Genomic DNA, 26357 nt, shown 5'->3' with positions numbered 1-26357 from the left:
GACGATGCTGGCGATCGCTCCCCGCGCCTCGTTCGCCGAGTTCGGCCGACGATCCATCAAGCCGTTGGCTCAGGCTGTGCCGGAGGGTGGAAGGACTGTTCTGATGACCCGACCGGGTGCGTTCAATCGTCGCCGCCTGCTGATGGGTGCCGCCGGCGCCGCGGCGGTCACCGCGGGTGCCGTCGCGGCGGCGGGCGGCGTGTCCGGGACCTCGTCGTCGGCGGTGGCCGACGCGGCGCACGGCGGCGGACTGGGCGGTGGATCGAGCCGGCGGGGCAGCCTCGACGACGTCGAGCACGTGGTGATCCTGATGCAGGAGAACCGCTCGTTCGACCACTACTACGGCACCATGCGTGGCGTGCGCGGGTACGGCGACACCGCCGCGCTCGCGGGTGTGTTCCGCCAGCCCGATCCCAAGGGTGGCGTCCTGCTGCCGTTCCACGTCGACACGATGAAGGTCGACGGCCAACAGCTCGCGGACCTGGACCACAGTTGGCCCGGTACCCACACAGCCTGGGCGAACGGCGAGTACAACGACTGGATCGCCGCCAAGAGCGAACTCACCATGGCCTACTTCGACCAGAGCGACATCCGGTTCCACCGTGCGTTGGCCGACAACTTCACCATCTGCGACAACTACTTCTGCTCGATCCAGGGGCCGACCACGCCGAACCGGCTGTACCAGTTCACGGGCATGATCGACCCGAGGGGACGGGCCGGCGGGCCGGCCATCGCGAACCCGCCGGACTACAACCCGGTCTACAGCTGGACCACCTACCCGGAGCGGCTGCAGGCGGCCGGGGTGTCCTGGCGGGTGTACGCGAACAAGGAGGTCGGCGACGGCGGCGGCGAGGACGGCTACGTCGGCGACTACGGCGACAACCCGCTGTGGTTGTTCCACGCCTACCACGACGCGCTGGCCTCGTCCGACCCGTCCCGCCGCGAGCTGGCCGAACGGGCCAGCGTGCACAACGGGTGGCTGCCCAACTCCGGCAAGGGGCACGACGTCAAGCACGTGCTGTCGGAGTTCCTCGACGACTGCGAGTCGGGCGACCTGCCGAAGGTGTCCTGGGTGGTCGCGCCGTACGCCTACTGCGAGCACCCACAGGCCCGCCCGGTGGACGGCGCCAACTACGTGCAGACCGTGCTGCAGGCGATCTTCGACAACGACGACCTGTGGAAGTCCACCGCCATCTTCCTGAACTTCGACGAGAACGACGGATTCTTCGACCACGTGCTGCCGCCGATCCCGCCACCGAACACGCCGCTGGAGTTCGTCCAGGGCCTGCCGATCGGGCTCGGCCCCCGGGTGCCCATGACCGTGGTCTCCCCGTGGAGCAACGGCGGCTGGGTGAACTCCGAGGTGGCCGACCACACCTCGGTCATCCGCTTCCTGGAGCGCTGGACCGGGGTGCACGAGCCGAACATCTCGCCCTGGCGCCGTGCCGTGTGCGGCGATCTGACCAGCGCGTTCGACTTCCGTGACCACGACACCCGGATCCCGATGCTGCCGGACACCGGTGCGATGCGCCGGGCGGTGGACAAGCTGCAGCCGTCCTTGCCGCCTCCGGTGATCCCGGCGCCGGGCAGCCAGACCATGCCGGAGCAGGAGCGAGGTACCCGGCCGGCGCGCCCGCTGCCCTACCAGCTGATCGCCAATGCCGCGGTGGTGGCCGGGACGGTCACCGTGACCCTGGAGAACCACGGCCGCAAGTCGGCCGCGCTCTCGGTCTTCCGCCAGGGGCTGCCGCCGAGTCAGCACCTGGTGGATGTCGGTGAACGGGAGAGCCTGTCGACACCCGTGACGGCGGCGACGGCCAACCTGGCCGCCTCGGTGAACGGTGTGGGAGCCGGAGTGGCGACCGCCGTGCCGCTACCGGCGGCGGCCGGCGCGCTGCCGGCACCGGCGGGGCTGACCGCTCCGTCGCCGGCCGCGGCGGTCGCCGGGCCGGGCGGCGCCGGACTCCTGAGCCGCCGCGGCGGGGTTGCCGGGGTGGGGCCGGTCGCCGGTATCGGAGTTCCGGCGTGGGTCAACGCCGGCGGCGCGGTGGGCGTGAGTGCGGCCTACCAGATAGCGATCCACGGGCCGAACGGGTTCGTGCGCGAGTTCGCCGGCGGCCGCACCCCGACCGCGGACGTCACCATCGGCCTGGGTGGAGACAGGGACGACCCGGTGCTGCGGCTGGTCGTGGCCAACACCGGCAAGGTCCCGGTGCGGGCGATGATCACTGACCTGACCGATGACGGGTCGTCGAAGGGCGTGCGGGTCGACCCGGGCCGCACGCACACCGAGGAGATCGACACGGGGCGGGACTCGAACGGCTGGTACGACCTGCGGGTCACCGTCGACCGGGATTCGGCGTTCAGCCGCCGCTTCGCCGGCCACCTGGAAAACGGCGAGAACAGCCGGACCGGGCCGGACCGGCTCGACCACTAGTCGACCTCCTGGTCGGCGGGGATCTGGCCGGTCAGGGTGTCCGCCAGTGCTGCCGCGGCAGGGGAGAGCGCCCCGGCGGCGGTGGCGAGGGAGACCTGCCAGTTCAGCGCCGGGGTGACCGGGACGGTCCGCAACTCGGGGAAGTGGGCCGCCGCCGTCCTCGGCATCAGTGTGGTGCCCAACCGATGGTGGATGAGCCCGGCCACGGTGGCGTAGTCGGCGACTTCGTACGGTGAGACCGGAGCGATGCCCGCGGCGGCCAGCGCGACGTCCACCCGGTGCCGGATCCCCCAGCCCGAGGCGAACCGGACGAAGACCTCGCCGGCCAGCTCCGTCAGCACCACCGACTCCCGACCGGCCAGGTGGTGGTCCGGCCAGCACAGGAACACCAGCGGCTCCTCGGCCAGCAGGCGCAGCTTGACACTCGCCGGTGGGCCGCCCGGCACCGCGACCACCGCGATATCCAGTGAGCCGTCGGCAATCGCCGCGAGATGCCCCGCCGAACCGGACACGTTCTGCTTCAGCCGCACGGTCACGAGCGGATGGGCCCGGTGGAACCGTCCGAGCGCCTCGGGCAGGTCGATCGGGCCCAGGGACATCATGGTTCCCACGTCGACGCTGCCGCTGAGCTGGCCGTGAAACCCGACGACCGACTCCTTGGCTCGGCGCGCCGCGTTCAGCGTGGCCCGGGCGTCGACCAGGAAGGCCGCGCCGGCCGGGGTCAGGCGGACGCGGGGCTTCGAGCGGTCCAGCAGCAGGATGTTGAGCTCGCGCTCCAGCTTGGCCACCGCGGTGGACACCGCCGACTGCACCACGTGGACACGGCGCGCTCCCCGGGAAAAGCTCAGCTCGTCGGCGACCGCGGCGAAGTACTCCAGCTGGCGAAGCTCCATTTCACCACTATCTCAGATCGAGATATTGATCATCATAAAGATTCGTTGGCCGAGATCACCTGGCGGGGGCAGCATCGACGGTGTTCGACCCGATCGACAGCAAACACTCGACAGCAAACACTCCAAGGAGGCAACGATGCGCGCATTGCGTTTCGACCGGTTCGGCGACGTCGACGTGCTCGACGTCGCGGACGTCCCCGATCCGGTGGCGGCGGATGGCTGGGCGGTGATCGCCGTGAAGGCCGCTTCGGTCAATCCGTCCGATGTGAAGAACGTCGCCGGTGCCATGCACTGGACGATCCTGCCCAGGGTGCCCGGTCGGGACTTCGCCGGCGTTGTGGTGGCGGGTCCACCGGAGTGGGTCGGCGTCGAGGTCTGGGGAACCGGCGGTGACGTCGGGTTCACCCTGGACGGCTCGCATGCCGAGCTGATCCGAGTGCCGGTCAGTGCGCTGGCCCGCAAACCGGAGTCGCTCAGCTTCGATGAGGCCTCAGCGGTAGGCGTCAACTTCGTGACCGGTTGGCTCGGCGCGGTCGAGACCGGCAAGTTGGAGAAGGGCGAGACCATCGTGGTGTTCGGGGTGTCCGGTGGTGTGGGCGGCGCGGTGGCCCAGATCGCCCACTCCCTCGGGGCACGGGTGCTCGGGGTCGACCTGGTGGCACCCGCGGCCGCTACCCCGGCGGCGGCGGTCATCGAGGAGTTCATCCGCATCGATCCGGCGGCACCGGCGGTCGGAACCGAGGTCAGGCGGCTGACCGGCGGCAAAGGGGCAGAGGTGGTCTACGACGCGGTGGGCGGGGTAACCACCCCGGCCGCGCTGGACTCCCTGGCCCTGCGGGGCAGGCTGGTCGTGATCAGCGCGGTGGGCACCCGGACCGTCGAGATCGACCTGAGGGACTTCTACCACCGGGAGCTCCGGCTTCTCGGTGTGGACAGCGGCAAGGTGGACGCGAGCGCATCGGCCGCCCGGCTCGCGCTGCTCACCCCTCAGTTCGAGACCGGCGAGTTCCGTCCGCTCCCGGTAGCCCGGCACTTCGACCTCGCCGATGGCGAACACGCATATCGGGCGGTGGCCGAGGGCACGCCGGGCCGCATCGTCATCCGGCCGTGACCCGGGGTGCCCCGTGCCGGCGCTACCTCAGCGTGCCGACCAACAACGACCCGCGCCCCAGTGGGCAGGACAAGGAAAAGACCATGAGTACGGTTTGGCAGTTCGCGATATCCCTCGGAATCGGAGTACTGGTCGGCATCGCCTACGGGTTGCTCAAGGTGCGCTCTCCGGCGCCGCCCCCGGTTGCCCTGGTCGGGCTGCTCGGGATGCTCGTGGGCCAACAGCTCATGAGCTGGCTGAACTGGTAGCCAACCCGGCCCGCTCAGCTCGGTCGGCGTCGAAGGTCAGGCGCCGGGCAGCGTGTAGTGCAGGGATATGTCGAGCGTCGTGGCGAAGGTCAGGTACATCAGCCACAGGCCGGTAGCGATACGGACGAATCCGAGCGCGCGCTCCGCGGGGTTGGTCTGGATGGGCGCGGCGGCGGCACCGACACCGACCGGGGTACCGCGGTGCTCGCCAGCCGCCACCCTGTTCAGTGCAGAGGGCGGAGATGTCCTACCGCCGATGTGGAAGCTGGCGAAGAACTCGCAGATGTACACCGCGGTGAGCCCGACGAACAAGACGCCGACGGGCCAGGCCCCGGCCGAGAAGAACACCACCCCGCCGAGTACCGAGATGATCGTGAACGGGATCGACATGAGTCCGATCGGACGTCCGTCGTTGCCCTGATAGCGGTTCCAGCCGATCGCGAACCAGTGGATGCCGTAGGCGGAGAACGCCAGCGCCGCGGTGTAGAGGACGGGGTCCTTCAAGGTCTCCAGCCAGGTCAGGGCCACGAACAGGTAGACGCCGGTGACGAACTGGCAGAAGCCCGGCATCCAGATTCCCCAGATCCCGCTCGCGCGGTCGACCGACGCGTCCCGGCGGGGGATGCCGAAGAGTTCCTGCGGCCCGTAGATGAGGTAGCCGGTGCCGAGCCCGAAGAACCCGAGAACGACCGGTGCGAACGTCGTTGTGGCGAGCGTGACATCCATCGCTCCGCCTCCTTTCCAGTTGAATCGGTCGATGGTGGGTGTTGGGGCCCGGGTGCCAGTGTGCTGACCGCGCTGACCCTTGTCCTTGAAGTCAGCACGCATCTGTGCCACCTGTGAGCACCCGCCGCGGCATCCCCGCCACCTGGAAGAAGGAGCGTGGGCGGTCGATGTGGTGACCCCGCTCGGCAGGGGAGCCCTACCGGTTTCCGGCTAGTGGGTAAACCGCGACGCCAGGCAGCCGGCGACACCGAATGACTGCTGGCAGTGATGACACAGGCCCCTTGCGACCGCGACGCTCGAAGGGCATCGGCGGGTGGTGGGGGCCGTCGCGGCGATGGCGCCGTGGGGCCGGGCCGGGGGTAGTGGGAGATCACCCATCAGAGGAGTACGTCGTGCCGTTCATGAACGTCAAGCTCGTCGAGGAAGTCTTCACCGAGAGGCAGAAGTACGAGATGGCCGCCAAGCTCACCGATGTGATGGTCGCCTTCGAAGGTTCGGACGCCTTCCGCGAGGTGGTCCTGGTGCTCATGGAGGAACTCGACCGTGACGGCTGGCAGGTCGGGTCGATCGAGAACGCCCGGGCAGCGGTGGCCGCCGGATGCGACCTGGCGGCCGCCCAGGCACCTGTCCGCCACCGATGACCCGGCGCGGAGCGGGCTTCGGAGGCGACTCACGACACCAGTGCCGGCCTTATCTGGACACCAGGCGGGTGAGGAATGGCGTGACCAGGCCCAGGGCCGCCGTCATGAGCGCGGGCGGGTCCGTGTTGAGCGTGTCCCTGCCGCGCAGGTCGGCGTAGTCGACCGCGTCCGGTTTCAGGCCGGCAACCTTGAGTACGTCCAGCAGCGCGCCGGCGAGGATCGCGTAGCCGCTGGTCGTCGGGTGCACCCCGTCGAGGCCGAAGAGCCCACCCGAGAGGCGCCCGGTGCGGTCGGACCGGAAGAACCGGGTGTCCAGGTCAGCCAGCTCGGCGGGCACCGGGTGGGGTTGCCATCCGTTGCGGAGCGCGGCCGCGTCGTCGTCGACGTAGCGTCGCTGGGCGAGTCCGTCGAGCACGCCGCTCAGGTCGAGCACGAACCAGTGGCGGCCCTCTGACCTGGCGTGGCGCACGGCCTCGGCGATGGTGGCGTTGTACTGGTCGATCGCGGAGTCGACGGCCCGCGCCTGTTGGTGCGTGAGGTGTCGATGTTTGTCGGGGCGGAAGTCGGCCTCAGCGATCCACGGGTCGGTGTAGTACGGGAAGTAACGCGAGCCCTCGCGCCACTTCTGGCCCGGACGGTCTGGATTCACGCCGTTCGCGATCGGGGCGACGGTGACGTGCGGGACGGTGGCCAGCACGACCCGCTGCGCGCTGATCGCCCGGATGCGGTCGACCAGCGTGCCGTACTCGAGCGCAAAGTGGCTCGGCCGCCAGACGTTGTAGCTGCCCTTTTCGTCGAGAGTGTCGTAGCCGGAGCCCGACCAGTTCAGCTGCTTGTCGACGACTGCCCGTAGCGCGTTGTTGGAGCCGTGCGCCACGATCAGCGTGCCGATGCCGCCGTTGTCGCCCAACCACGCCGCGGCGTCGATCTGTGCGGCCGACGGCTCGCATCCGGTGAGTACCGAACGTGCGGCGATGTCGCTGTCATTCGACGGGATCGCGCCGAGGAGGTCGTCGTGCGCGGGCGACCCGGCCAACCGGGTCGCGGCGAGACCCGCTGTGTAGGAAAGGCAGTCGCGAACGTCCCAGCCGTAGATACCGAGATTCGCGTGGCGGACGGCGGGTGGCGGCAGGCTGCCGGCACCGCGCTCCCAGTAGTCCTCGTTGGAGTCGGCAAGTCTCTGCAGCGTCAGCGGCAACTTCAGCAGCTCCAACCCGCTGAGCCGGTCGCCGAACTCGTCCTGCAGGCCGCGCAGCAGCCCCTCGATGTTGAACGGGATCCCGCCGAGGGGGCCGGCGTAGTCCGGCATGGACAGATTGACCCGCAGGGAACGCGCGACGATCGCCGGCCAGGACAGGCGGGTGTCGAATACCGCACCGCTGGACATCCCGTGCGTCAGGGAGTCGCCCACCGTCACCAGGGGGTGGCCCTCGGCGGCCTCGGGCGCGTCGGGCACCGCCAGCCCCAACGTCGGGTCCGGGTACCGGACTCGAACCCGGTCGGTGACCTCGACGTCCGAGGGCGTCGCGCTGTCCAGGTACTCCGGCGGCAGCTGTGGCATTCCTGTTCCCTTCGTGAGAGCTCGGCGCTCCCTCTCGGCAGGCTGCTACGGCAACGTCAATCATGCGATGAGGCCGCCGGACCGGCGCCGGTGACCGGAAGCTCGCAGGACACCGTAGTGCCGCCGCCCGGCGGGCTGTGCAGGGAAAAGGTGCCGCCCAGTGCCTCGATACGGTCTTTCAGCCCGACCAGACCTGAGCCCTGTACCGGGTCGGCGCCGCCGAGGCCGTCGTCACGCACGCACACCCGCAGCGTGTCGCCGGAGGCTTCCGCGTCCACCCGGACAACCGAGGCGCGTGCGTACTTGGCCGCGTTGGTGACCATCTCCGAGACCACGTAGTAGGCGCCGACCTCGACCGGCTCGGGGAGCCGGCCATCGATCCGCACGTCCATCTCCACGGGGATCGCGGAGCGCCGGGCGAGCGCCCGCAGCGCCGCCCTCAGCCCCGCCTCGGACAGGATCGCCGGATGGATGCCGCGGGAGATCTCCCGCAGCTCGTCGATCACGTCCGCGAGCTCAGCGGCCACGTCGGTGACCTCGGTATGGATGTCGTCGCTCTCGTGAGGTGCCACCGCAAACCGCAGCCTGAATGCCAGCGCGAGCAGGTGTTGCTGTGCGCCGTCGTGCAGGTCCCGCTCGAAACGTCGGCGGGCCTCATCCGATGCCGCGACGATCCGCGCGCGGGAGGCTATGAGCTCGGCCCGGTTCTGTGCGTTCGCGACCGCGGTGGCTACCAGGTCGGTGAACTGCGTCATCCGCTGCTCGGCGTCGGGCGCCAGTGGCCCCTGCCCGGACCCGACGGCGATCGCTCCCCACAGTCGGCCGTTGACGTGGATCGGCGCGGCGACCGCGGACCGGAGCCCCTCGCGGAGATAGGGCTCCCCGCCCGGAATGTCGCGGTAGTCATCGACCCGGGCGGACCGGCCGGTGCGCAGGACCGTGGCGGTCAGCCCGGTCGGCGGGTATCCCTCCCAGCGTTTCCCGACCAGCACGTGGGGGCCGGTCGTGCCTTCGTTGGCCAGCAGCGTCGCCGTTCCGTCGAGCTCGTAGCGGATCATCCTGGCGGTGCCGCCGCCGAAATGCCGGAGAGCCTCCCTGGTCGCGGCCGCGAACACCGCCTCGGGCGTGTCGCCCTGCGCGACCAGCATGGCCAGGCGCCGCAGCGCCGCCTGGGTGTCCACGAGATCGCGCAGCTCCTGCTCGGCCTTGGCGTTGGCGATTGCCATCGCGGCGAGCTCCATGAAGTCCGCCATGCGCGACTCGGTGCCGGCCGGGAAGTCCTCCCGCGAGGTCGCGGCCACCGTCACGCCCCAGTGGCGTCCCCCGACCACAATGGGTGTGGCGACCGCGGCTCGCAGGCCCAGCCTGCCGACTATGGCACCGAACGGGCCCTTCGCCAGTTTGTCGCCGTTGACCCGGGCCGGGCGCCCGGTCCGGAGCGCGGCCGTGGTGACCATCCCCGGCTGCAGCCTCATCCGGAAGCCGACTGGTACTTCACCACTTACCCGGCCGTACGAGCCAAGGACGCGGATATGCCCCTCAGGCTCTCCGCTCTCGCCCGGCGGGTCAGCCGAGGGTGACCCCGGCCGGTCGGTGCTCGAAAGGTCAACACTGGCGACGAATGTCGCCTCGGCACCGATCAGGCGTCCGAGCTCATCGGCAACCGCGGTGAACACCTCTGCCGGCCGCGCCCCGCCGGCGACCAGCGTGGCCACGCGCCGCAGCGCGGCCTGCTCCTCCGCGAGCTGACGCAACCGTGACTGGTCGGGCGGACCATCGGTCGCCCCCGCGTCGGCGGTTTGCCCCACCTCGGCGCCGGTGTCAGGCGCGCTCATAGGACTGACGGTAGCCCGGTGCTCAGGGGCCGACAACGCTGCGCTCGTCGAGGGCTGGGGCGGCGGCGGAATACTTCCGTCGCTGTCCAGAGTTGGCAACGACATGGCTACCGCTGTTGTCGCCGCCGCTTACGGCGGACCCGAGGTGCTGTCCGTGGTCGAAGCCGAGGTGCCCCCGCCCGGGCCGGGCGAGGTGACGATCGAGGTGCGCGCGGCCGGGGTCAACCCGATCGACTACAAGCTCTACAGCGGGGCCTTCGGGTCCTCCCCGGACAATCTGCCGGTGCGCCTGGGGCTCGAGGTGGCCGGAGTGGTCACCGAGGTGGGGCCGGGTGCGGCCGGCCCGGCCGGTCCGCTGTCGGTCGGTGATGAGGTCGTCGCCTATCCCGTACCGGGCGGCTACGCCACCGCCGTCACGGTGCCGGCGAAGGCGGTTGTGCCCAAGCCCACCGAACTGTCCTGGGAGCAGGCATCGGGCCTGTTGCTCGTCGGGGGGACCGCCGTGCACGCCGTGTCGGTGGTCCAGGTCAGCTCGGGCGACACCGTGCTGGTCCACGGCGGCTCCGGCGCGGTAGGCCTACTTGCCGTCCAGCTGTCACTCGCCGCCGGAGCGACGGTGGTGGCCACCGCCAGCGAACGGAACCAGGCCCTGCTGCGTGAGGTCGGCGCCGTCGCGGTGACCTATGGGCCCGGCCTGCTCGACCGGGTCAACCAGGCAGCGCCCGCCGGGGTCGACGCCGCGATCGACGCGGTCGGAACCGACGAGGCAATCGATGTGTCGCTGGCCCTGGTGGCCGAGCAAAGCAGAATCGTCTCGATCGCCGCCTTCCACCGCGCCGACACCGGCATCAAGTTGATCGGGCGAGGCCCAGGGGCCGACCCCGGTACCGAGATCCGCGCGAACGCCTGGCGCCAACTTCTCCCGCTGGCCGCCACCGGCAAGCTGACCCTGCTCCCGGCCAGGACCTACCCCCTCGCCGAAGCCGCCAAGGCGCACACGCTGCTCGCCCAGGGCCACCCCAACGGCAAGCTCGCGCTGCTGCCAGCACAGTGAGGAAGTGAGGTCCTGGCGTCGAGATCGACGTGGCGGTCATTCGATCATGGAGAGGAAAGCCCTCCTGTCGATGTCGGTGAGTCGATCCCGCGCGGACCGCCATCGCGGCTCAGCCGTAACGCAGGGCGGCGGTGATGAACGAGCGCAGGAGGTCGTTCTTCTCGGCCGCGCCGGGCACACCGCCGAGCGAGGCGATGCGGTCGTCGAAGGCGCTCTGGGTGAGCGCGCCGACCGCGAAGAGGTAGCACCACTCGTAGAAGCCGGGCGGCTTGCCCGGGAGCGCACATTTCAGCGCCTCGATGAACTTGCGGGCCATCGGGTCGAACAGCGCCCCCATCACCCCCCGTTCCGGGCAGGAGGGGTCGGCGGCCTCGCGGAACACGAGCTTCCGGTACCAGGAGGCGTCCTCCCGCAGGCTCACCACCGGGTCCATGAAGGCGCTCACGATCTGCTCCAGCGCGTCCGGGGCGTCGAGGTTCTCGATCGCCTCCAGCCGGCGCAACCGCTCCTCGTTGACGTGTTGGCGGCGCACGAAGACCGCGGTGTAGAGGGCCAGCTTCGACTCGAAGTGATAGCCGATCAGGGAGAGCTTGACGTCGGCGACCTTGGCGATCTCCCGCAGCGTGGTGCCGTGGTAGCCCTCCTCGGCGAAGACGCGCTCGGCAGCGTCGAGGATGCGGTTGCGCCGGTCGGGACCGGGCGCGGGGGCGGTGGCCACGAGGACACATTACCCCCTTGACCGCCCTGACTGGACGTCCGTACAGTTTGCGTGTCGGCATTCGATGGGGAGCGCACGATGGCAGCTCGGACACGCTGGGTAGTGCTCGGTGGCGGCTTTGTCGCTTACATGTTTGACGCAATGGAAATCATCCTGCTCTCGCTGGCGCTGCCGGCGATCCGGCAGAACATGCACCTCACGGCGGCCCAGGGCGGCCTGCTGGCCACCGCGACACTGCTGGGCATCGGCCTGTCCAGCGTGTTGGCCGGGTACCTCGCCGACAACTTCGGCCGCAAGAAGGCGCTCATCGCCTCGCTCCTCACGTTCGGCCTGTTCACCTCGTTGCTCTCCGTGGTGCCGAACTACGAGGTCTTCCTGCTGTTCCGGTTCGTCGCGGGCTTCGGCCTCGGCGGCGTCTGGAGCGTCGTGTCGGCCTACGTCGTCGAGACCTGGCCGGCCGACAAGCGCGGACGCGCGGCGGCATTCGTGCTGAGCTCGTTCCCGATCGGCGGCGCCGTGGCCGCGGTGGCCTCCGGGCTCTTCCTGCCCGACTGGCGCCTCATGTTCCTGGTCGCCGGCCTTGCCGTCCTGGTGCCGGTGCTCATCGTGGCGCTGTTCTTCGACGAGTCGGGCGAGTGGTCGCGGGAGAAGGCGGAGCGCGCCACCGCGGGTGCGGACCGGCCGGTCTCGGTCGCACACATCTTCACCGCCCCGATCCGGCGGACCACGATCCTCGCCACGATCGTCGCCGCGCTGGCACTGACCGGCTGGTGGGGCGGTTCCACCTGGCTGCCGACCTATCTCACCGTCGAGCGCGGGATCGCGCCGGCCACCGTCGCCCTCTACATGACCGTGCTGAACCTCGGCATGTTCGTGGGCTACAACGTGTTCGGAGTGATCGCGGACCGCATCGGCCGCCGTCCGGCGATCATCATCTCGCTGCTGGGCGTGAGCGTCACGCTCCCGCTCTACGCACTGACCAGCAACGTGACCGCGCTGATGTGGTTCGGCCCGCTGTTCGCGTTCTTCGCCGCGTTCACCGGTCTGTTCGGCTCCTACATCGGGGAGCTGTTCCCGACCAGGGTGCGCACGACCGGCGCCGGGTTCTGCTTCAACGTCGGTCGCGGCGTGTCGGCGTTCGCACCACTGGCGCTCGGTGCGCTCACCGCCGTCATCGGGCTCAGCGGGGGGCTCCTGATCTGCGCGGGATTCTTCGTGGCCGCTGGACTGGTGATGTTCCTGCTGCCGCGCACCGGAACCGAGACGGTCACGGCGCCGAGCCTCGACACCCGCACCCGGGAAAGGATACGTCCATGAGCACCGGCCACACGTTGCTGGATCCGGAACTCGTCGAGGTCACACCCGGCGTGTTCGGCTACATCCAGCACGACGGCAGTTGGATGCTGAACAACACCGGCGTGATCACCGGCGACGACGGGTCGTACCTGCTGGTCGACACCACCTCGACGGAGGCCCGCAACCGCGCCCTGCTCGCGGCGGTGGAGAAGATCACCGCCAAGGACCTCCACGAGGAGCCACCGCGAGGACTGGTCAACACCCATCACCACGGTGACCACACGTTCGGCAACTGGCTGATGCCGCAGCGGACGCCGATCATCGCCCACGTCACCTGCCGCGAGGACGTGCTCGCCGCGGGGCTGGTGGCCGCGCAGGTGCTCCAGGGCCCCGACTACGGCCACCTCGAGCTGCGGCCGCCGGACGTCACGTTCACCGGCAGCATGAACCTGCACCTCGGCAGCCGACTCGTCGAGCTGCACCACGTGGGCCCCGCGCACACCCGCAGCGACGTGGTGGTGTGGCTCCCGGAGGAGCGCGTGCTGTTCGCGGGCGATGTCGTGTTCGCCGGCGGGCAGCCGTTCCTGGTGGAGGGCAGCGTCGCGGGATACCCGAAGGGGCTCGACGCGATCCGTGCCCTGGAGCCGGAGATCCTGGTGCCTGGCCACGGGCCGGTCGCCCACGGCGCCGAGGTCGGTCGGGTGCTGGACGACCTCACCGAGTACGCCGCGTTCGTCGCCGAGGTCGGCCGTGCGGGCCGCGCTGCGGCGCAGACCCCGCTGGAGGCGGCGATCGCCGCGCGGGACAACCGGTTCACGGGGTGGCAGGAGGGTGAGCGGCTGGTCGGGAACCTGTACCGCGCCTACTCCGAGCTCGACGGCAATCCGATCGACGCCCGTATCCCGCTGGACACGGTATGGGCCGACATGGTGACCCTCAACGGCGGCCCGATCGGCTGCTTCGCCTGACCGACAACTGAAGGGACGCACATGCGCTGGGTTACCTATCTCTCCCCCGCCGACGGGCGCGAACGGGCCGGTCTGCTGCGCGACGGTGAAGTGCGCGCGGCGGATGCGACGGCGTCGCTGCTCGACCTGATCGAGGCCGACGGCGGTCTGGCCGCCGCGGCCGAGCGGGCCGAACGCGCACCCGCCGAGGTGGTGGACGCGGCCGGGCTGCGGCTGCTCGCACCGATCCCCCGACCGCCGGCGGTGCGCGACTTCCTCGCCTTCGAGGAGCACCTGCGCAACGCGGTGAAGGCGCTGGGCCGGGTAGATCTGCCGCAGGCCTGGTTCGAGCAGCCGGTCTTCTACTTCACCAACCCCGCCGCCATCTGCGGACCGGACGAGGACATCGCGATCTCGCCGGGGTCGGCGTCCTTCGACTACGAGGTGGAGGTCGCCGCGGTGATCGGCACCGGCGGCGCCAACCTCTCGCCGGACGAGGCCGAGGCACACATCGCCGGTTACACGGTGCTGTGCGACTGGTCGGCGCGAGACCTGCAGGCGCGCGAGCAGACGATCGGGCTCGGCCCGGTGAAGGGCAAGGACAGCGCGACGAGCCTCGGCCCGGTGCTGGTGACTCCCGACGAGCTGGAGTCGTACCGCCGCGGCGCCGGGTACAAGCTCGCCATGTCGGGTTCGGTCAACGGGCAGCACTACGGCGGCGGCAACTGGTCGGACATCTACTGGTCCTTCGGTCAGATGCTCGCCTACGCCTCCCGAGGCACCCAGCTGCGGCCCGGCGACGTGATCGGCAGCGGCACCGTGGGGACGGGGTGCATCCTGGAGCTCTCCGGGCTGCACGGGAACGAGCGTTACCCATGGTTGCGCCCCGGCGACACCGTCCGCATCGAGGTGGAGGAGCTCGGCACCGTCACCGGGCACATCACCGAGGGTGCGGAGCCCGTGCCGCTCAAGCCGGGCTGACCTGGCTCCCGGCCGGCTCATCGCCGTGGAAGGTGGTGAACTCCCGAACCGGTTCGCGGGTGGTGCGGTAGTGGTTCAGGCGGTGGTGCTGGTCGGCGTAACCCAGAGCGAGCCCGCAGACGGTGATCTGGTCATCAGGGATTTTCAGGTGTCGGCGCAGGACTGGGTAGAAGTCGATGAACGACGCCTGCGGACAGGTATCCAGGCCGGCCTGGCGCGCGGCCAGCATGAGTGCCTGCAGGAACAGCCCGGCGTCGACCAGGCCGCTGGCCAGCGGGTGCTCGCTGACCGTCAGGATCATCCCGACCGGTGCGCCGAAGAAGTCGTAGTTGCGCCGGTGGTGGGCAAGGCGCCCCTCGGTGTTCGCCGCGTCGATCCCGAGCGTGTCGCGGTAGAGACCGACGCCGAAGCAATGCCGCCGCGACCGGAACGGCTCCCGCCAGGACTCCGGTGACGGCTGGTAGGGGTACTCGCGCACGGTGGCACCACCGTTGGCGTCCAACGCCCGCCAGAGGTCTTCGGTCAACCGGCGCTTCGCTCCACCGCTCAGCACGTGGACGTGCCAGGGCTGGCAGTTGGAGTTGCTGGCCGACCGGGCGGCAAGAGCGAGCAGGCGCTCGATCAGGTCTCTCGGTACGGGTGTGGGCAGGAACGCACGCACGCTGCGCCGGGTGAGCAGGGCCTCGGCCACGGTCGAGGCGGCCACCGGCGGCGGATCGCTCGACGGCGTCATGTCGTTCATCAGCTGACCTGCGTTCGTCAGTGCGTCTCGGACGGCTTGATGTCGTAGGAGATGCGCCCGGCCGGCAGGTAGAACAGCGCGATGACGGCCCCGCCCTTGACCTCGGGATAGTGGTGGCTGCCTGGGCCGGGGGCTGTCCAACCGGCGGCCTGCCAGCCACGGGGGCCGGCCAGGACCGCCTCGGGATCCAACGGCACGACCAGGTTGAGCTCGCCGTACGGATGCTGGTGGTACTGGCCGCGGTAGCGCGGCACGCTGTTCATGTAGACCGCCGTGATGCTGAAGTAGCTCAGCTCCTCGCGCGGCTCGGCGATACGGCCGCGGCGATACCCGGGTCCGTCCACCTCGACGTTCGCGGCCCAGCCCTCGGCCACTCCCTCGGTGACGAGGCGCGCAAGGTCGTCCCACAGGTCCGTGCCGGGACCGTGGTTCTCGTTGAGCCAGAGCTCGAGCTCCGCACCCGCGGTGCGGTTCTTGATCTCGTTGAGGAACGGGATGCTGCGTTCGATCAGATCCTCGGCGGTGGCTCCCACGGTGTGCCTCCTCGGGCGGGGGTCGTCGCCTGAGCGAGAACCCAGGCGAACTGACAGTAGGTCGAGGGTTACGTTACAGTCAATAAACGTAACTTAACTGCGAGCGAGATCTCTCGTGCTCGAGAATGCAGCTATGACGGACGTAGGGCGCAGCACCGGGCACGTGGACGAAACGCCGGCGGCCTCTCGCGGCGGTCGCCCCCGCGACCCCGCGCTCGACGAGGTGATCATTCGTGCCACCCGCCGCCGACTCGTCCTGGACGGCTACTCGGCCATGACCATCGCCGACATCGCCACCGACGCCGGGGTCTCCCGGCCTACGATCTACCGGCGTTGGGCAGGCAAGCTCGAGCTGACCATCGATGCACTCGACTACGGGTTCCGAGCCCAGGGCGACACCTACCCGAACCCGCGCCTCGAGGAGCTGTCGCCCCTCGAGGCGTTCACCGAAGCTGTCCGCCGGGTCGATCCGTGCTACTTCAACCCGGATGCCATGGTGCTGATGGGCAACTTCATGGCCGAGACCATCCGCACCCCGGAACTGCTCGCGGTCGTGGTCGAGCACGCGGTCGAACCCAGGGTGAAGTTGGTCGAACGCGTGCTGGCGGACCTGCGGGAACGCGGCGAGGTGCGCGCCGACATCGACGTCCACACGATCGCCACCATGTGCTTCGGCAGCTACTACGCCGCATTCCTGCGTGCCGAGGAGGATCGCGGACACCTCGCCGAGCGGGTGGTCAACGTACTGTGGCCGGGCATCGCCGCGTCCCCCGCCCGGCCCTCCCCGGCCGCGGACGGGGGCTGACCGGGAACGGGCCGGTGGGCCCGCCGCCCCGGCTCAGAGGTTGACCGCGCGCAGCATCGCGTCGGCGTAACGGGCGCCGGCCACCGGCAGCTTGAGCTGGTCCAGCTCGGCCTCGGTGAGCTGGATGTCCGCCGCCGCCAGGTTCTCCTCAAGCGTGGTGCGCCGCTTGGTACCGGGGATCGGCACGATGTCCTGGCCCTGCTGCAGCAGCCACGCCAGGGCCAACTGGGCGGCGGTCACCCCCTTGGCGGCGGCCAGCTCGCGGACCGCGTCGGCGGCCTTGGCGTTCTGGTCGAAGTGCTCGCCCTGGAACCGGGGGTCGTTGCGGCGGTAGTCGTGGGCCGGGTACTCCTCCGCGCGCACCGCGGTACCGGTCAGGAAACCCCGGCCGAGCGGCGAATAGGCCACCAACCCGATGCCCAGCTCGCGGAGCGCCGGGAGCACCTCGTCGTCGAGGCCCCGCTCCCAGAGCGAATACTCGGACTGCACCGCGGAGACCGGGAAGGTGATGTGCGCCCGCCGAATGGTGGCCGCGGCGGCCTCGGACAGCCCGAAGTAGCGCACCTTGCCGGCCTCGATCAGCTCGCCGACCGCCCCGGCGACGTCCTCGATCGGCACCGCGGGGTCCACCCGGTGCTGGTAGAGCAGGTCCACATAGTCGGTGCCCAGCCGGCGCAGCGACTTCTCGGTCACCGCACGGATGTGCTCCGGGCGGCTGTTCAACCCGTGTCGCTGCCCGTTCTCGTCCAGGTCGTGGCCGAACTTGGTGGCGATCACCGCCTGCTCCCGGCGGTCGGCCAGCGCCCGGCCGAGCAGTTCCTCGTTCGTCCACGGTCCGTACACCTCGGCGGTGTCGAAGAAGTCGCAGCCCAGCTCCAGTGCGCGGTGCACGGTCGCCACCGACTCCACGTCGTTCGGCTCGCCGTACGCGAAGCTCATGCCCATGCAACCCAGGCCGAGCTCCGACACCGCGAGGCCCTGCCGTCCCAGTACCCGTTTCTCCATGGACCCAGCTTCCCTCTTGGAGCGCACTCCAGGTCAAGCCGGGGGGTGCGAGCGGTCGGGCAGGCGCGGGCGTGGACTGCTGAAGATCAACGCAACCTCAGCAGGGTTTGATCATGAGAAGAACCCGGCTGTGGTTGAACTCGGCGGGCGTGTGCGCGTAGGTCAGCTCGGGGTGCTCCGTCGGGCTCCGCCGGGCGCCGGTACACGCCGTACCAGTGGCTGGCGGCGAGTTCGCGGGCCCCCCGGGCGTCCTCGCCGTCGCCCACGGTGGTGGTGAGTCGCTGCGCCATCTGGGCTAGGAAGCATCACAGAACTGTTACTCTTCGGTACTCTGGGGACGAACAGTTGTGGCCAAAATCCCCCGAAGTGTCACACGAGGGTAGCTTTCAGCTTATGCGCGTGGATGCGGCACGAAATCTTGACGCGATACTCGAGACGGGTGCCCGGCTCCTGGCCGAGGACCCCAGCACGAGCATCGCCGCGATCGCGGCTGAGGCCGGAGTCAGCCGGCGCCTGGTCCACCGCCGTTTCGCGAGTCGAGAAGCTCTGCACGACGCCGTGGTCCACACCAAACTCGAGGCGGTCGACGAGGTACTCTGCGACGCCCGGTTGGACAGCGCACCGGTCGCGGTGGCTCTGCACCGGTTCGTGGAGGGCATCATCGCGGTGGTTCGTCGCTACCCGATCGATCCGGAGCAGATGCGTGACGACGCCGAGTCGTACGCCCGGATGCTCGACCAGCGTGCCCAGGTCGGCGCATTCATGCAGCGGGCCATGGACGAGGGACTCATCCGTTCCGACCTGCCCGACGGGTTGCCCCAGGCCCTGCTCCACCAGATCATCGCCCTGCTCGCGCACCGGTTCCCCGACGACGATCCCGGTCAGGCCGCGGACATCGCCGTCGACACCTTGCTCAAGGGAATGGGCCGGAGCTGACCGGCGTCGTGGGAGCCAGCTGAGCCACCGGCCGGGCGAGCGGTCAGAGGTCGGCGAGCGTCTTGTCCACCCTCAGGCCCTTCCAGCTGGGGTGGCGTAGGTAGCCCTCCCCAGTTAGCGAGCGGTATTCGACGTCGCCGATCAGCTCGGGCCGGACGTAGCGGGCGTTGCGGGCGTACTCGCGTGGCAGCGGCGCGCTGAACGGGCTCGACTCGCTGGCCAGCCCCTTGAGCCGCTGCAGGAGCCGCGCCGCGGTGGCGGCCGTCCAGCCGGTGCCGACGGCTCCGACGAACTCGAGCGCAGCGGGATCGTCGGTTGCCGGGCGAGCAAGCAGGAGCGCGCCGAGGCTGTTGGTGCGGTTGCCCTGGCCGGGCGTCCAGCCGCCGACGACGACCTCGATGCGGCTGCGCAGCGCATGCTTCAGCCAGGCTGGTGACCTGCCGGGTCGGTAGGGGGAGTCGAGGCGTTTGCCGACGACGCCTTCGATGTCGTGGGCGCGGGCCACGTCCAGCAGGGTATGTGGGTCGACGTCGACCTGGTGAGCCGGCACGAGCAGCCGGGGATGGGTGATCTCGACCTCGGTCAGCAGCCGTCGGCGTTCGACGTAGGGCAGGTCGACGGTCGGTTCGCCGTCGAGGTGCAGCAGGTCGAACACGACATAGCTGACCGGTACCTGGGCGAGGAGCTCGGCTGAGGGGCGGGTGCCGAAGCGTTGTTGCAGCTGTGCGAAGTCCGGCGCCCCGGTGGTCGGGTTGGCGGCGATCAGTTCGCCGTCCAAGGTCAGCCGGCGCCCCGGCAGCGCCTCGGCGAGAGCGTCGGCGACCTCGGGGAAGACGGGGGTGAAGTCCTTGGCGTTGCGGGAGTCCAGGCGGACCTGCCCGTCGGCGCGGATGCGGGCTATCGCGCGGCCGCCGTCGTACTTCCATTCCCACCCGAAGCCGCGTCCCGAGGTGGGCAGCGTGCGGGCGGTGGCCAGCATCGGGGCTATCGCCGGTGGCCACTCGTCGCGCACCCGTCAACGGTACTGATTACTCGGCTACCGCGTCCGCTACCGGGGCTGCTGGCGGTTCACCCCGAAGCGCGTTCTCGCTCAGAACGGCTTCGCGGTGAAGCCCGCGCGCAACAGGGCGGAGTCGCCGCGTGCCGAAGCCGGCAGCCGGTCGGGCCGAAACCGCGGGCTGCCGCCCGGTCGCCCGTCCGCGCGCGGCGCCCAGAACGCCTGCAGCCACGGGATCGGTCGGGCGTGGCCGGAGCTCAGCTCTCCCAGCCCGGCGGCCCGCAGCTCGGCGGTGAGCTCGTCATGGGTGAATGCGGCCGCCTCGCTGGCCAACCCGTCGTGGCGCAGTACCGGCGGGAGTGCCGGGTCCGCGACGGCCATCATGGAGTCAAGGGTGCCGGGGCCCTGCAGGCGGGCGAAGTCGAAGAGCCACACCGCCGCGCCGGTGTGGTCACGCAGCGCGGCGATCTGCCGCAGTGCCGCACGCAGGACCTCGAAGTCCGGTAGCTGGTGCAGCGTCCACATGCACGAGATGCCGTCCCAGTGCTGCTCGGTGATCGATTCGGGCAGCGCCGTGAAGTCCGCTTCGACGAGCGCGACGCGGGTGTCGAGGGCTTCGGACTCGAACAGACCGCGCGCCGTGGCGAGCATGTTCGGCGCCAGGTCCACTCCGGTGATGTGCAGGTCGGGGCGGTGGCGGGCGAGGTGGGCGAGCGCACGGCCGGACCCGACCCCGAGGTCGAGCAGGCGGGCGCCCTCCGGGAGCAGCGCGTCGAGCGCGCGGGCATTGAAGTCGTAGACCATCAGCATGGCGGTGCTCGACACTCCGCCGGCATGGAACTGCGCCACCGCCTCCGGGTCGTTCATGACCATGGGCTCCGGGACGCGCTGGCGTCCCGGAGCGTGACGGCTCTCCCGGAGTGCGATGAGTGGCATTCGCCACATCTGCCGCGGCATGCGGAGCAGGGTCCCACACCGTTCGGCCGCGTGGCGCGGAAATCGGCACGACGTCGGAGATCACCCGGCGAGTGAGGTCTCCGGTGACTGCCGTGCCAGGGTCAGGCGGGGTGGGGTGACAGGGGTCGGGTCCGGTTGCCCGGTGGGGTTGAGGTGTAGCCAGGCGATGGTCCGGTCGTCGCGCAGCCGGTCGAGTCGGGCGGGCAGCTCGCGCAGGACGTGTTCCATCCGGGCGTGTTCGAGGGCGTAGAGCACGCCGTAGGTGAAGGCGTTGTGTCCTTCGTCGTGGGCCTCGGCGGCGAGTTGGCGCAGGACTGGGCGGGCGACGACGGCGTCCTGGTAGTCGCCGAGCAGGTCCTGGAGTTTTTTGGTGTGTTTGCGGAGGCGTCGGGCTGGTGAGCCGATGATGGGGGTGGCGACCTCGGTCATGTAGCGGACTCGTTTGCCGATTTTGCGTGCTTCGTGCAGCGCGTTGTCGCGGTCCGGGCCGGCGGGTAGGGCGGTGAACGCGTCGAGTTGTTGGTCGAGTTTGCGGAATGCCTTGGCCACGGCCTTGGGTAGCTCGGTTTGCGCTGGCCGGTCAGCTTTGCGGGTCAGGGGTGGGTGCTCGAGCAGTGCGTCGAGGGTGTGTTGCAGGGCCAGGTAGCGGTCGCTGTTCAGGGCGGCCATGATGGTCTGCTCGCCTTGTTCGGCCAGTTGTCCCAGTGAGTGTTCGAGGTCGCTGGCCAGCGGGCCCATGATCAGGTGCGCGGGTAGGGCGCGGATGACCTGGGTGAACCGTTCGATCATGACTTCGGTGTCGTGTTGGGCGGCCAGTTGCGCGCCGAGCCATTTCAGCTCGTCGGCGACGGGTTGGGTTTGTTCGGTGTCCAGGATCCGGGAGAAGCCGTGCAGGACCGAGCGCAGTTGTCGGGTGGCTACCCGCATCCGGGTGACCGCTTCGGGTAGTTCCTGGCGGACCCCGGGGTCCTGGGCGCGCAGTTGGCGGATCTGTGCGCGCAGCGCCGCGACCACCACGTCACCGGCCGTTGCGGGGCTTTCGGGGCGACGGGGGCGGGGCAGGCGGTTCTTGGTGAGTCGGCGGGCCAGTTCCGTGTGGGTGGCTTCGGCGACCGGGGTGAGTTCGGCGTCGTGGGAGTAGGCCCGCAGCAGCACGCGCAGCTCGTCCGGCGGGTCGTCGCTGGAGGCGCCCAGTGGTAGCCGGATCTCCTTCGGGATGTCGGTGTCGGTGGGCAGTGTCAGGTGCCAGCCTTCGTCGTCGCCGGTGCTGCGGCGCAGGGTGACCCCGGCGACGAGCAGGCGCAGCTGCGCGGTGTCGTAGTAGGTGGTGCTGCCCTGATGTGTGCCGCGTTGCTCGATGCTGGTTGTCATCGCAGTGCTCCCGCGGTGGCCTCGACCTGGGCGGTGTCCGTGCCGGTGGCTGTGCCGGTGTCCGTGGTGGTGGTGGTCTCGGCGTCGGGTGTGGTGTCGAGGGTGCCGCCGCGGCGTAGGTGCACGGTGCGGGTGGCGAGTTGGGTGAGGGCGGGTTGGTGGGTGGTCATGATGACGGTGCGGCCGTCGACGAGGCGGGTCAGTGCTTGGACGACGAGTTGTTCGGCGTGGATGTCGAGTCCGGCGGTGGGTTCGTCGAGCAGTACGACGGGGGCGTCGACGAGGAGGGCTCGGGCGATGCCGACGCGTTGGCGTTGGCCGCCGGAGAGGCCGATGCCGCCGGCGGCGACGGTGGTGTTGAGGCCGTCGGGTAGGCGGTCGGTGAACTCGGTGACGAGTGCGGCTTCGGCGACTCGGGCGACTTCTTCGTCGGTGGCGTCGGGGCGGCCGTAGCGCAGGTTGTCGGCCAGGGTGCCGGAGAACAGGAAGGTGTCCTGCAGGACCATGGCGACCTGTTGGTGCAGCCAGTGCTCGGGGACGTCGGGCACGGAGTAGCCGTCGAGCAGGACCTGTCCGGCGGTGGGGCGGTAGAGCCCGCCGATGAGGGAGAGGGTGGTGGATTTGCCGGCGCCGTTGTCGCCGAGCAGCGCGATCCGTTCACCGGCGTTGATGGTGAGGTTCTGTCCGTCCAACACCGGGCCGCGGCCGTAGTCCAGGCCGACGTCACGCAGCTCGATCTGCCCGCTGACCCGCTCGGGCAGGGTTTCCCCGGTGCCGGCGTGCTCGGTGGGTTGATCGAGGATGGCGGCGATCCGCTCGGCGGAGGCGGCACCCTGGGTGAAGCTGGGGGCCAGCTTGGCCAGCGTCTTCATCGGGGACAGCATGTTCTTCAGGTAGCTGGTCACCACGACCAGGATCCCGACCGCCCACCAGCCGTGCAGTGCCCCGTAGCCGCCGACGAACAACACCCCGGCGGTGCCGACCGCGCCGACGGTTTGCAGGACCGGGCTGAACCGGGCGGACAAATCCACCGAGACCAGGCCCAGGCGCAGCAACTTGTCGTTGGTGGTGCCGAACAGCTCGTCCTGGCGCTGCTGGTTACCGAAGGCGTGGGTGGTGCGGATGCCTTGCAGGGACTCGGTGACGAACCCGGTCAGGGCGCCCGAGGCGGCGCGCTTGCGGCGGGCGTTGCGCCGGGTCAGCCGGGCGAAGTGCAGCGCGGTGACATACACCAGCGGCGCCACACACAGTCCGATCAGGCCGAGTTCCCAGCTGACCGACAACAACACCGCGGCGGTCCCGACCAGGGTGAGCACGGCGGGGATGAGGTCGGTGAACAGATCCAGCAGGCTGCTCTCGATCCGGGAGGTGTCGGACACGACCCGGCTGGTCAGCTCCCCGATGGTCTGCTTGTCGTGATAGGCCATCGGCAACCGCTCGACATAGCCGAACACGTCGGAACGGATCTGGGAGGTCATCCGCTCCCCCGCGCCGTTCATGAACTTGTCGCCCAGATAGTCGAACAACCCGGACGCGGCGGTGATCAGCAGCACCGACACCGCGGCAATGGTCAACATCGCCACCGCCGACCCGCCGAACCAACCGGCCACGTCGTGCAACACACCACCCTTCTTCCTGTCACCCTTGAGCAGGTCATCAATGACCAGGGCCAACGGCCACGGCGTCGCCAGATCCGCGGCCAGCTCCAGACCACGCATCAACACACCCAACAACAACGGCCGCCGCTCCGGCCGGGCGTACCCCCGGAACCGCCACAACTCCCGCAACGTCCCGATATCCCGCCGAGGCAGACCATCCGCCGTCTTCGACGCGGGCGTCCCTGAACCGAGAGTCCCTGAACCGAGAGTCCCTGAACCGAGAGTCCCCACTGCGGCGGTCGCCGATGCAGGCGACTCCGAAGCGGGGGTCTCCGGAGTTGTTGTCCTCGAAGCGGCGGTGCCACGCCTGCCACGCCTGCCGGGCCGGTGGATGTGCATCTTCTTCTCCTGCATTTCAGGCGGCCTGCTCAGCCACAACGGACACCCGCGCCGGGGCCGGGAGTCCGTTCACGTTCGAAGCGGTAACGGGCCTACGTGGGGACAGCCCGAAGATCGAGGGGGTCACATTGCCGGTGGTGGCGGTGGGAGCCGTTCGCTCCAGCGCCGTGACAACTCGACCGGTAACCATCACAGGACTGTAGCTCTTAGAATCTCAGCGGACTCGAAAGTGTGACTCAAGCCGCCAAAACCATCACAGGGGAATACTCTCGGGCCAGCTCCGTGAGCAGCGGCTGGTCAGCCACGGAAGCCCGAAGGTCCAGATCGTGACGTTTTCACTCAGGAAATACCACAGTCCTGTGTCTGTTTGTCCCACAGAAGGATCTGTGATGTGACTCAAATCGATATAAGTGCCCCAGTGGCGTAGTCTGAACACTATGCGAGCAGATGCTGAACGGAATCTTGACGCGGTACTCCGCACAGGGGCTCGGCTCCTGGCCGAGGACCCCGGCACGAGCATCGCCACCATCGCGGCCGAGGCCGGGGTGGACCGGCGCACGGTCTACCGCCGCTTCGCGTGCCGGGAAGCCCTTCTTGACGCCGTGTTCGAGACCAAGCTCGACGCGGTCGATGCGGTGCTCATCGACGCACGGTTGGACAGCGCCCCGATCGCGGTGGCTCTGCACCGGTTCGTGGAAGGCATCATCGCGGTGGTTCGTCGTTACCCGATCGACCAGCACCAGATGCCTTGTGACACCGAGTCCTACGCCCGGATGCTCGAGCAGCGTGCCCAGATCGGCGCATTCCTGCGGCGGGCCATGGACGAGGGACTCATCCGGTCCGATCTACCCGACGGGATGGCCCAGGCCCTCCTGCACCAGATCATCACCATGCTTGCGAAGCAGTTCGACGGCCACGATCCCGCCCGCGCCGCGGACATCGCCGTCGACACCCTGCTCAGCGGCATCGGCCGCAGAGATGCGGTCGGAGCCGAAACGCCGGGTCTCAACCGAGTCGGCCAGTTGGTAGGTAGTTGACGCGCTGTTCGATGCGTACCCCACGGTCACCGCGGCGCGCCGACGAGGGGGCGTGGAGTCCACTAATGAGGATCTTGATAGGTTCCGCGTCATGTCGGATTCGGCATCGTCGCGGAACTTCCAGCGGCAAGATCATGTGATCACTATGCTCGTCGGGCTGGCCCTTGATGACCTTGAGTCTGGGAACATCGACGTCGAGACGGCGCTGCGGTTCGTCGCGCACCGGGCGTGGGTCGAGGGGCACCGCGAAGGCGTGAACGCTGGCAACGAGTTCGACGAGTTCGTCGAGCCACTGCCGCCGCCCATTGAGACGGACCCCGGCTGATCAGTGACCGCGGGCCGACACCCTCGACGTCATCATCGTGGTCGGTCCGAGGCGTCCAGGGCACGAACCACCGCTGGAGTAATCGTGCCGAGGAGCCCTGTCTGTCCGTCGGCGTGATGATCGATGCGATCCCGCGCCAATGATTGCTCGACCGCGGCCCTCCTGCTCGGCCTCGCTGACGAGCAGGCGGACGAAGCAGACGGTCTGTCGATCGGCCGGTGAGTTCGTGGCCTTCGGCTGGCGAGCGATACACATCCCGATCAGGCGGTGCGCCGGTAGTTCGGCACGGCGATCGCGTGGGTGCTCGGGTGGGCGGTGCCGGCCGGGTCGAGTGGTGCGTCGGGGCCGAGGGCGGCCAGGACGGTGCGGAGGCTGACCAGGGTGACGGTGAGGGAGTTCTGTTCGCCGGTGGTCAGGTGTGTCCGGCCGGTCGTGGCCAGGGTGGTGTGCAGGTTGTCGATGTCGCGGTGCAGCCAGCGCAGCCGGGTGAGGATGCGGGTGGCGGGGTGTAGTTCCGCGAGCGTGTCGATGCGGCTGTCCAGTTCCCAGGCGAGGCGGTGCAGGGGGAGTTGGGTGGCGCGGTAGGAGTCGATGGTGGCGATCAGGCCGTCGGTGACGAATCGGATCAGGGTGGCGGACTGGGCAGGGTGGTTCGTGGTGTTCGGGGAGGTCATCGGAAGAAATCCAGACGTACGGGGCACGGGCCCGCGGCGCATGCGGGCACGACCAGGGACATGGCTGATGAACCTGGTCTCCGTGGCAACGTCACACCAAGACCTACCTGCTGGTCGGCGACCTAGGTGGACAACTACACACCGAAGCATGCCGACCGAGCGGTGCTGACAATAAGGCCAACGGAGAGCCTTCCGCAACGGAACGGGAAAATCCGATGGGCGGATCCGATGGAGGTGCCGCGGGATGCACGGTGATGAGACCGCCGGTCGGGGGCCACGACGAACCGGTCCGGCTCGTCGCCTACGACCAACGATGGCCGGCAATGTTCGAGCGGGAGGCCGTGGCGATCACCTCGGCGATCGGCCCCTGGATCACCGGCGGCATCCACCACGTGGGAAGTACGTCCGTGCCGGGCCTCGCCGCCAAACCGGTCATCGACATCGCGGTCGGCGTGGCCGATCTGCCGCGATCTGGTTGCCGAGCTGACCGCCGCCGCGTTCGCCTGGCGGGACTCGGAGCCGCTCCGTAG

General features: G+C 69.6%; 26 protein-coding genes. 13 read left to right on the top strand and 13 right to left on the bottom strand.

What is annotated here, in order from left to right; genetic code table 11:
• The first annotated feature begins 103 nt into the window (after positions 1 to 103).
• Positions 104 to 2437 carry a phosphocholine-specific phospholipase C gene (locus ACTXG6_RS03385; RefSeq protein ID WP_445186297.1) on the top strand — a complete coding sequence of 778 codons (2334 nt, stop codon included), beginning with the start codon at positions 104 to 106 and terminating at the stop codon, positions 2435 to 2437.
• Here the strand turns inward: ACTXG6_RS03385 and ACTXG6_RS03380 are convergent.
• Positions 2434 to 3330, bottom strand: coding sequence for a LysR family transcriptional regulator (locus tag ACTXG6_RS03380; protein WP_445186296.1), 897 nt, complete (start codon positions 3328 to 3330; stop codon positions 2434 to 2436). The genes ACTXG6_RS03385 and ACTXG6_RS03380 overlap by 4 nt on opposite strands.
• Before the next feature lie 136 nt (positions 3331 to 3466).
• On the opposite strand from ACTXG6_RS03380, the gene ACTXG6_RS03375 reads away from it, so the two are divergent.
• Both ACTXG6_RS03375 and ACTXG6_RS03370 read left to right on the top strand, forming a co-directional pair.
• Positions 3467 to 4441 (top strand): quinone oxidoreductase family protein, encoded by a 975-nt coding sequence (locus ACTXG6_RS03375; RefSeq protein WP_445186295.1) that lies wholly within the window; start codon positions 3467 to 3469, stop codon positions 4439 to 4441.
• Positions 4442 to 4524: 83 nt separating this feature from the next.
• Complete coding sequence (locus ACTXG6_RS03370; RefSeq protein WP_445186294.1) at positions 4525 to 4689, top strand: DUF1427 family protein; 165 nt, start codon at positions 4525 to 4527, stop codon at positions 4687 to 4689.
• Between the two features lie 36 nt (positions 4690 to 4725).
• Here the strand turns inward: ACTXG6_RS03370 and ACTXG6_RS03365 are convergent, their stop codons facing one another.
• Positions 4726 to 5415, bottom strand: coding sequence for a hypothetical protein (locus ACTXG6_RS03365; RefSeq protein WP_445186293.1), 690 nt, complete (start codon positions 5413 to 5415; stop codon positions 4726 to 4728).
• A gap of 401 nt (positions 5416 to 5816) precedes the next feature.
• On the opposite strand from ACTXG6_RS03365, the gene ACTXG6_RS03360 reads away from it, so the two are divergent.
• Positions 5817 to 6056 carry a tautomerase family protein gene (locus tag ACTXG6_RS03360; RefSeq protein WP_445189894.1) on the top strand — a complete coding sequence of 80 codons (240 nt, stop codon included), beginning with the start codon at positions 5817 to 5819 and terminating at the stop codon, positions 6054 to 6056.
• A gap of 49 nt (positions 6057 to 6105) precedes the next feature.
• Here ACTXG6_RS03360 and ACTXG6_RS03355 read toward each other — a convergent pair whose 3' ends face one another.
• Positions 6106 to 7617, bottom strand: a complete 1512-nt coding sequence (locus tag ACTXG6_RS03355) for a hypothetical protein (RefSeq protein ID WP_445186292.1) — start codon at positions 7615 to 7617, stop codon at positions 6106 to 6108.
• A 56-nt stretch (positions 7618 to 7673) separates the two neighbouring features.
• Positions 7674 to 9452, bottom strand: a complete 1779-nt coding sequence (locus ACTXG6_RS03350) for a sensor histidine kinase (protein ID WP_445186291.1) — start codon at positions 9450 to 9452, stop codon at positions 7674 to 7676.
• A gap of 103 nt (positions 9453 to 9555) precedes the next feature.
• Between ACTXG6_RS03350 and ACTXG6_RS03345 the strand changes: the two genes are divergently transcribed.
• Positions 9556 to 10506: a quinone oxidoreductase family protein gene (locus ACTXG6_RS03345; RefSeq protein ID WP_445186290.1), complete on the top strand. Its 951-nt coding sequence runs from the start codon at positions 9556 to 9558 to the stop codon at positions 10504 to 10506.
• 109 nt (positions 10507 to 10615) lie between these two features.
• Here ACTXG6_RS03345 and ACTXG6_RS03340 read toward each other — a convergent pair whose 3' ends face one another.
• Positions 10616 to 11224: a TetR/AcrR family transcriptional regulator gene (locus ACTXG6_RS03340; protein WP_445186289.1), complete on the bottom strand. Its 609-nt coding sequence runs from the start codon at positions 11222 to 11224 to the stop codon at positions 10616 to 10618.
• Between the two features lie 78 nt (positions 11225 to 11302).
• Between ACTXG6_RS03340 and ACTXG6_RS03335 the strand changes: the two genes are divergently transcribed.
• Genes ACTXG6_RS03335 through ACTXG6_RS03325 form a run of 3 tightly spaced genes read left to right on the top strand, consistent with a single transcriptional unit; the run spans position 11303 to position 14448 of the window.
• A complete protein-coding gene (locus ACTXG6_RS03335) occupies positions 11303 to 12541 on the top strand; it encodes an MFS transporter (RefSeq protein ID WP_445186288.1) in 1239 nt (412 codons plus the stop codon).
• Entirely contained in the window at positions 12538 to 13488 is a 951-nt protein-coding gene (locus tag ACTXG6_RS03330) for an MBL fold metallo-hydrolase (RefSeq protein WP_445186287.1), read from the top strand. Before ACTXG6_RS03335 ends, ACTXG6_RS03330 begins: the two co-directional genes overlap by 4 nt.
• 21 nt (positions 13489 to 13509) lie before the next feature.
• Positions 13510 to 14448, top strand: a complete 939-nt coding sequence (locus ACTXG6_RS03325; RefSeq protein WP_445186286.1) for a fumarylacetoacetate hydrolase family protein — start codon at positions 13510 to 13512, stop codon at positions 14446 to 14448.
• Here ACTXG6_RS03325 and ACTXG6_RS03320 read toward each other — a convergent pair.
• Positions 14435 to 15190: a nitroreductase gene (locus ACTXG6_RS03320; protein WP_445186285.1), complete on the bottom strand. Its 756-nt coding sequence runs from the start codon at positions 15188 to 15190 to the stop codon at positions 14435 to 14437. The two genes, ACTXG6_RS03325 and ACTXG6_RS03320, sit on opposite strands and share 14 nt — an antisense overlap.
• Positions 15191 to 15207: 17 nt before the next feature.
• On the bottom strand, positions 15208 to 15723 hold the full coding sequence (locus ACTXG6_RS03315; protein ID WP_445186284.1) for a DUF4863 family protein: 516 nt from the start codon (positions 15721 to 15723) through the stop codon (positions 15208 to 15210).
• Positions 15724 to 15856: 133 nt separating this feature from the next.
• On the opposite strand from ACTXG6_RS03315, the gene ACTXG6_RS03310 reads away from it, so the two are divergent.
• Positions 15857 to 16528: a TetR/AcrR family transcriptional regulator gene (locus ACTXG6_RS03310; RefSeq protein ID WP_445186283.1), complete on the top strand. Its 672-nt coding sequence runs from the start codon at positions 15857 to 15859 to the stop codon at positions 16526 to 16528.
• Positions 16529 to 16561: 33 nt separating this feature from the next.
• Here the strand turns inward: ACTXG6_RS03310 and ACTXG6_RS03305 are convergent, their stop codons facing one another.
• Positions 16562 to 17533 carry an aldo/keto reductase gene (locus ACTXG6_RS03305; protein ID WP_445186282.1) on the bottom strand — a complete coding sequence of 324 codons (972 nt, stop codon included), beginning with the start codon at positions 17531 to 17533 and terminating at the stop codon, positions 16562 to 16564.
• A 393-nt stretch (positions 17534 to 17926) separates the two neighbouring features.
• Here ACTXG6_RS03305 and ACTXG6_RS03300 point away from each other — a divergent pair, with 393 nt between their 5' ends.
• A complete protein-coding gene (locus tag ACTXG6_RS03300; RefSeq protein ID WP_445186281.1) occupies positions 17927 to 18469 on the top strand; it encodes a TetR/AcrR family transcriptional regulator in 543 nt (180 codons plus the stop codon).
• A gap of 43 nt (positions 18470 to 18512) precedes the next feature.
• Here ACTXG6_RS03300 and ligD read toward each other — a convergent pair whose 3' ends face one another.
• The 4 genes from ligD to ACTXG6_RS03280 form a co-directional block, all read right to left on the bottom strand.
• Positions 18513 to 19481: a non-homologous end-joining DNA ligase gene (gene ligD / locus ACTXG6_RS03295; protein WP_445186280.1), complete on the bottom strand. Its 969-nt coding sequence runs from the start codon at positions 19479 to 19481 to the stop codon at positions 18513 to 18515.
• Positions 19482 to 19559: 78 nt separating this feature from the next.
• Positions 19560 to 20333: a class I SAM-dependent methyltransferase gene (locus tag ACTXG6_RS03290; RefSeq protein ID WP_445186279.1), complete on the bottom strand. Its 774-nt coding sequence runs from the start codon at positions 20331 to 20333 to the stop codon at positions 19560 to 19562.
• A 150-nt stretch (positions 20334 to 20483) separates the two neighbouring features.
• Positions 20484 to 21794 (bottom strand): CYTH and CHAD domain-containing protein, encoded by a 1311-nt coding sequence (locus ACTXG6_RS03285; RefSeq protein WP_445186278.1) that lies wholly within the window; start codon positions 21792 to 21794, stop codon positions 20484 to 20486.
• Positions 21791 to 23512, bottom strand: a complete 1722-nt coding sequence (locus ACTXG6_RS03280; RefSeq protein WP_445186277.1) for an ABC transporter ATP-binding protein — start codon at positions 23510 to 23512, stop codon at positions 21791 to 21793. Before ACTXG6_RS03280 ends, ACTXG6_RS03285 begins: the two co-directional genes overlap by 4 nt.
• 716 nt (positions 23513 to 24228) lie before the next feature.
• Here ACTXG6_RS03280 and ACTXG6_RS03275 point away from each other — a divergent pair.
• On the top strand, positions 24229 to 24828 hold the full coding sequence (locus tag ACTXG6_RS03275; protein WP_445186276.1) for a TetR/AcrR family transcriptional regulator: 600 nt from the start codon (positions 24229 to 24231) through the stop codon (positions 24826 to 24828).
• A 52-nt stretch (positions 24829 to 24880) separates the two neighbouring features.
• Positions 24881 to 25153: a hypothetical protein gene (locus ACTXG6_RS03270; protein WP_445186275.1), complete on the top strand. Its 273-nt coding sequence runs from the start codon at positions 24881 to 24883 to the stop codon at positions 25151 to 25153.
• A gap of 260 nt (positions 25154 to 25413) precedes the next feature.
• On the opposite strand, the gene ACTXG6_RS03265 is transcribed toward ACTXG6_RS03270, so the two are convergent.
• Complete coding sequence (locus ACTXG6_RS03265) at positions 25414 to 25827, bottom strand: hypothetical protein (RefSeq protein WP_445186274.1); 414 nt, start codon at positions 25825 to 25827, stop codon at positions 25414 to 25416.
• A 215-nt stretch (positions 25828 to 26042) separates the two neighbouring features.
• Between ACTXG6_RS03265 and ACTXG6_RS03260 the strand changes: the two genes are divergently transcribed.
• Positions 26043 to 26357: a GrpB family protein gene (locus tag ACTXG6_RS03260; RefSeq protein WP_445186273.1), complete on the top strand. Its 315-nt coding sequence runs from the start codon at positions 26043 to 26045 to the stop codon at positions 26355 to 26357.

It is taken from the genome of Pseudonocardia sp. Cha107L01, from assembly GCF_052566575.1.
Note: the sequence above shows the minus strand (reverse complement) of the source record. Positions and strands in the feature narration are given on the sequence as shown.

Excerpts from the sequence above, each read along its gene's own strand:
- ACTXG6_RS03385 (WP_445186297.1), top strand. The coding sequence starts at position 104 with ATGACCCGACCGGGTGCGTTCAATCGTCGCCGCCTGCTGATGGGTGCC.
- ACTXG6_RS03380 (WP_445186296.1), bottom strand. The coding sequence starts at position 3,330 with ATGGAGCTTCGCCAGCTGGAGTACTTCGCCGCGGTCGCCGACGAGCTG.
- ACTXG6_RS03375 (WP_445186295.1), top strand. The coding sequence starts at position 3,467 with ATGCGCGCATTGCGTTTCGACCGGTTCGGCGACGTCGACGTGCTCGAC.
- ACTXG6_RS03370 (WP_445186294.1), top strand. The coding sequence starts at position 4,525 with ATGAGTACGGTTTGGCAGTTCGCGATATCCCTCGGAATCGGAGTACTG.
- ACTXG6_RS03365 (WP_445186293.1), bottom strand. The coding sequence starts at position 5,415 with ATGGATGTCACGCTCGCCACAACGACGTTCGCACCGGTCGTTCTCGGG.
- ACTXG6_RS03360 (WP_445189894.1), top strand. The coding sequence starts at position 5,817 with ATGAACGTCAAGCTCGTCGAGGAAGTCTTCACCGAGAGGCAGAAGTAC.
- ACTXG6_RS03355 (WP_445186292.1), bottom strand. The coding sequence starts at position 7,617 with ATGCCACAGCTGCCGCCGGAGTACCTGGACAGCGCGACGCCCTCGGAC.
- ACTXG6_RS03350 (WP_445186291.1), bottom strand. The coding sequence starts at position 9,452 with ATGAGCGCGCCTGACACCGGCGCCGAGGTGGGGCAAACCGCCGACGCG.
- ACTXG6_RS03345 (WP_445186290.1), top strand. The coding sequence starts at position 9,556 with ATGGCTACCGCTGTTGTCGCCGCCGCTTACGGCGGACCCGAGGTGCTG.
- ACTXG6_RS03335 (WP_445186288.1), top strand. The coding sequence starts at position 11,303 with ATGGCAGCTCGGACACGCTGGGTAGTGCTCGGTGGCGGCTTTGTCGCT.
- ACTXG6_RS03330 (WP_445186287.1), top strand. The coding sequence starts at position 12,538 with ATGAGCACCGGCCACACGTTGCTGGATCCGGAACTCGTCGAGGTCACA.
- ACTXG6_RS03325 (WP_445186286.1), top strand. The coding sequence starts at position 13,510 with ATGCGCTGGGTTACCTATCTCTCCCCCGCCGACGGGCGCGAACGGGCC.
- ACTXG6_RS03320 (WP_445186285.1), bottom strand. The coding sequence starts at position 15,190 with ATGAACGACATGACGCCGTCGAGCGATCCGCCGCCGGTGGCCGCCTCG.
- ACTXG6_RS03310 (WP_445186283.1), top strand. The coding sequence starts at position 15,857 with ATGACGGACGTAGGGCGCAGCACCGGGCACGTGGACGAAACGCCGGCG.
- ACTXG6_RS03305 (WP_445186282.1), bottom strand. The coding sequence starts at position 17,533 with ATGGAGAAACGGGTACTGGGACGGCAGGGCCTCGCGGTGTCGGAGCTC.
- ACTXG6_RS03300 (WP_445186281.1), top strand. The coding sequence starts at position 17,927 with ATGCGCGTGGATGCGGCACGAAATCTTGACGCGATACTCGAGACGGGT.
- ACTXG6_RS03290 (WP_445186279.1), bottom strand. The coding sequence starts at position 20,333 with ATGAACGACCCGGAGGCGGTGGCGCAGTTCCATGCCGGCGGAGTGTCG.
- ACTXG6_RS03285 (WP_445186278.1), bottom strand. The coding sequence starts at position 21,794 with ATGACAACCAGCATCGAGCAACGCGGCACACATCAGGGCAGCACCACC.
- ACTXG6_RS03280 (WP_445186277.1), bottom strand. The coding sequence starts at position 23,512 with ATGCGTGGTCTGGAGCTGGCCGCGGATCTGGCGACGCCGTGGCCGTTG.
- ACTXG6_RS03275 (WP_445186276.1), top strand. The coding sequence starts at position 24,229 with ATGCGAGCAGATGCTGAACGGAATCTTGACGCGGTACTCCGCACAGGG.
- ACTXG6_RS03265 (WP_445186274.1), bottom strand. The coding sequence starts at position 25,827 with ATGACCTCCCCGAACACCACGAACCACCCTGCCCAGTCCGCCACCCTG.
- ACTXG6_RS03260 (WP_445186273.1), top strand. The coding sequence starts at position 26,043 with ATGGGCGGATCCGATGGAGGTGCCGCGGGATGCACGGTGATGAGACCG.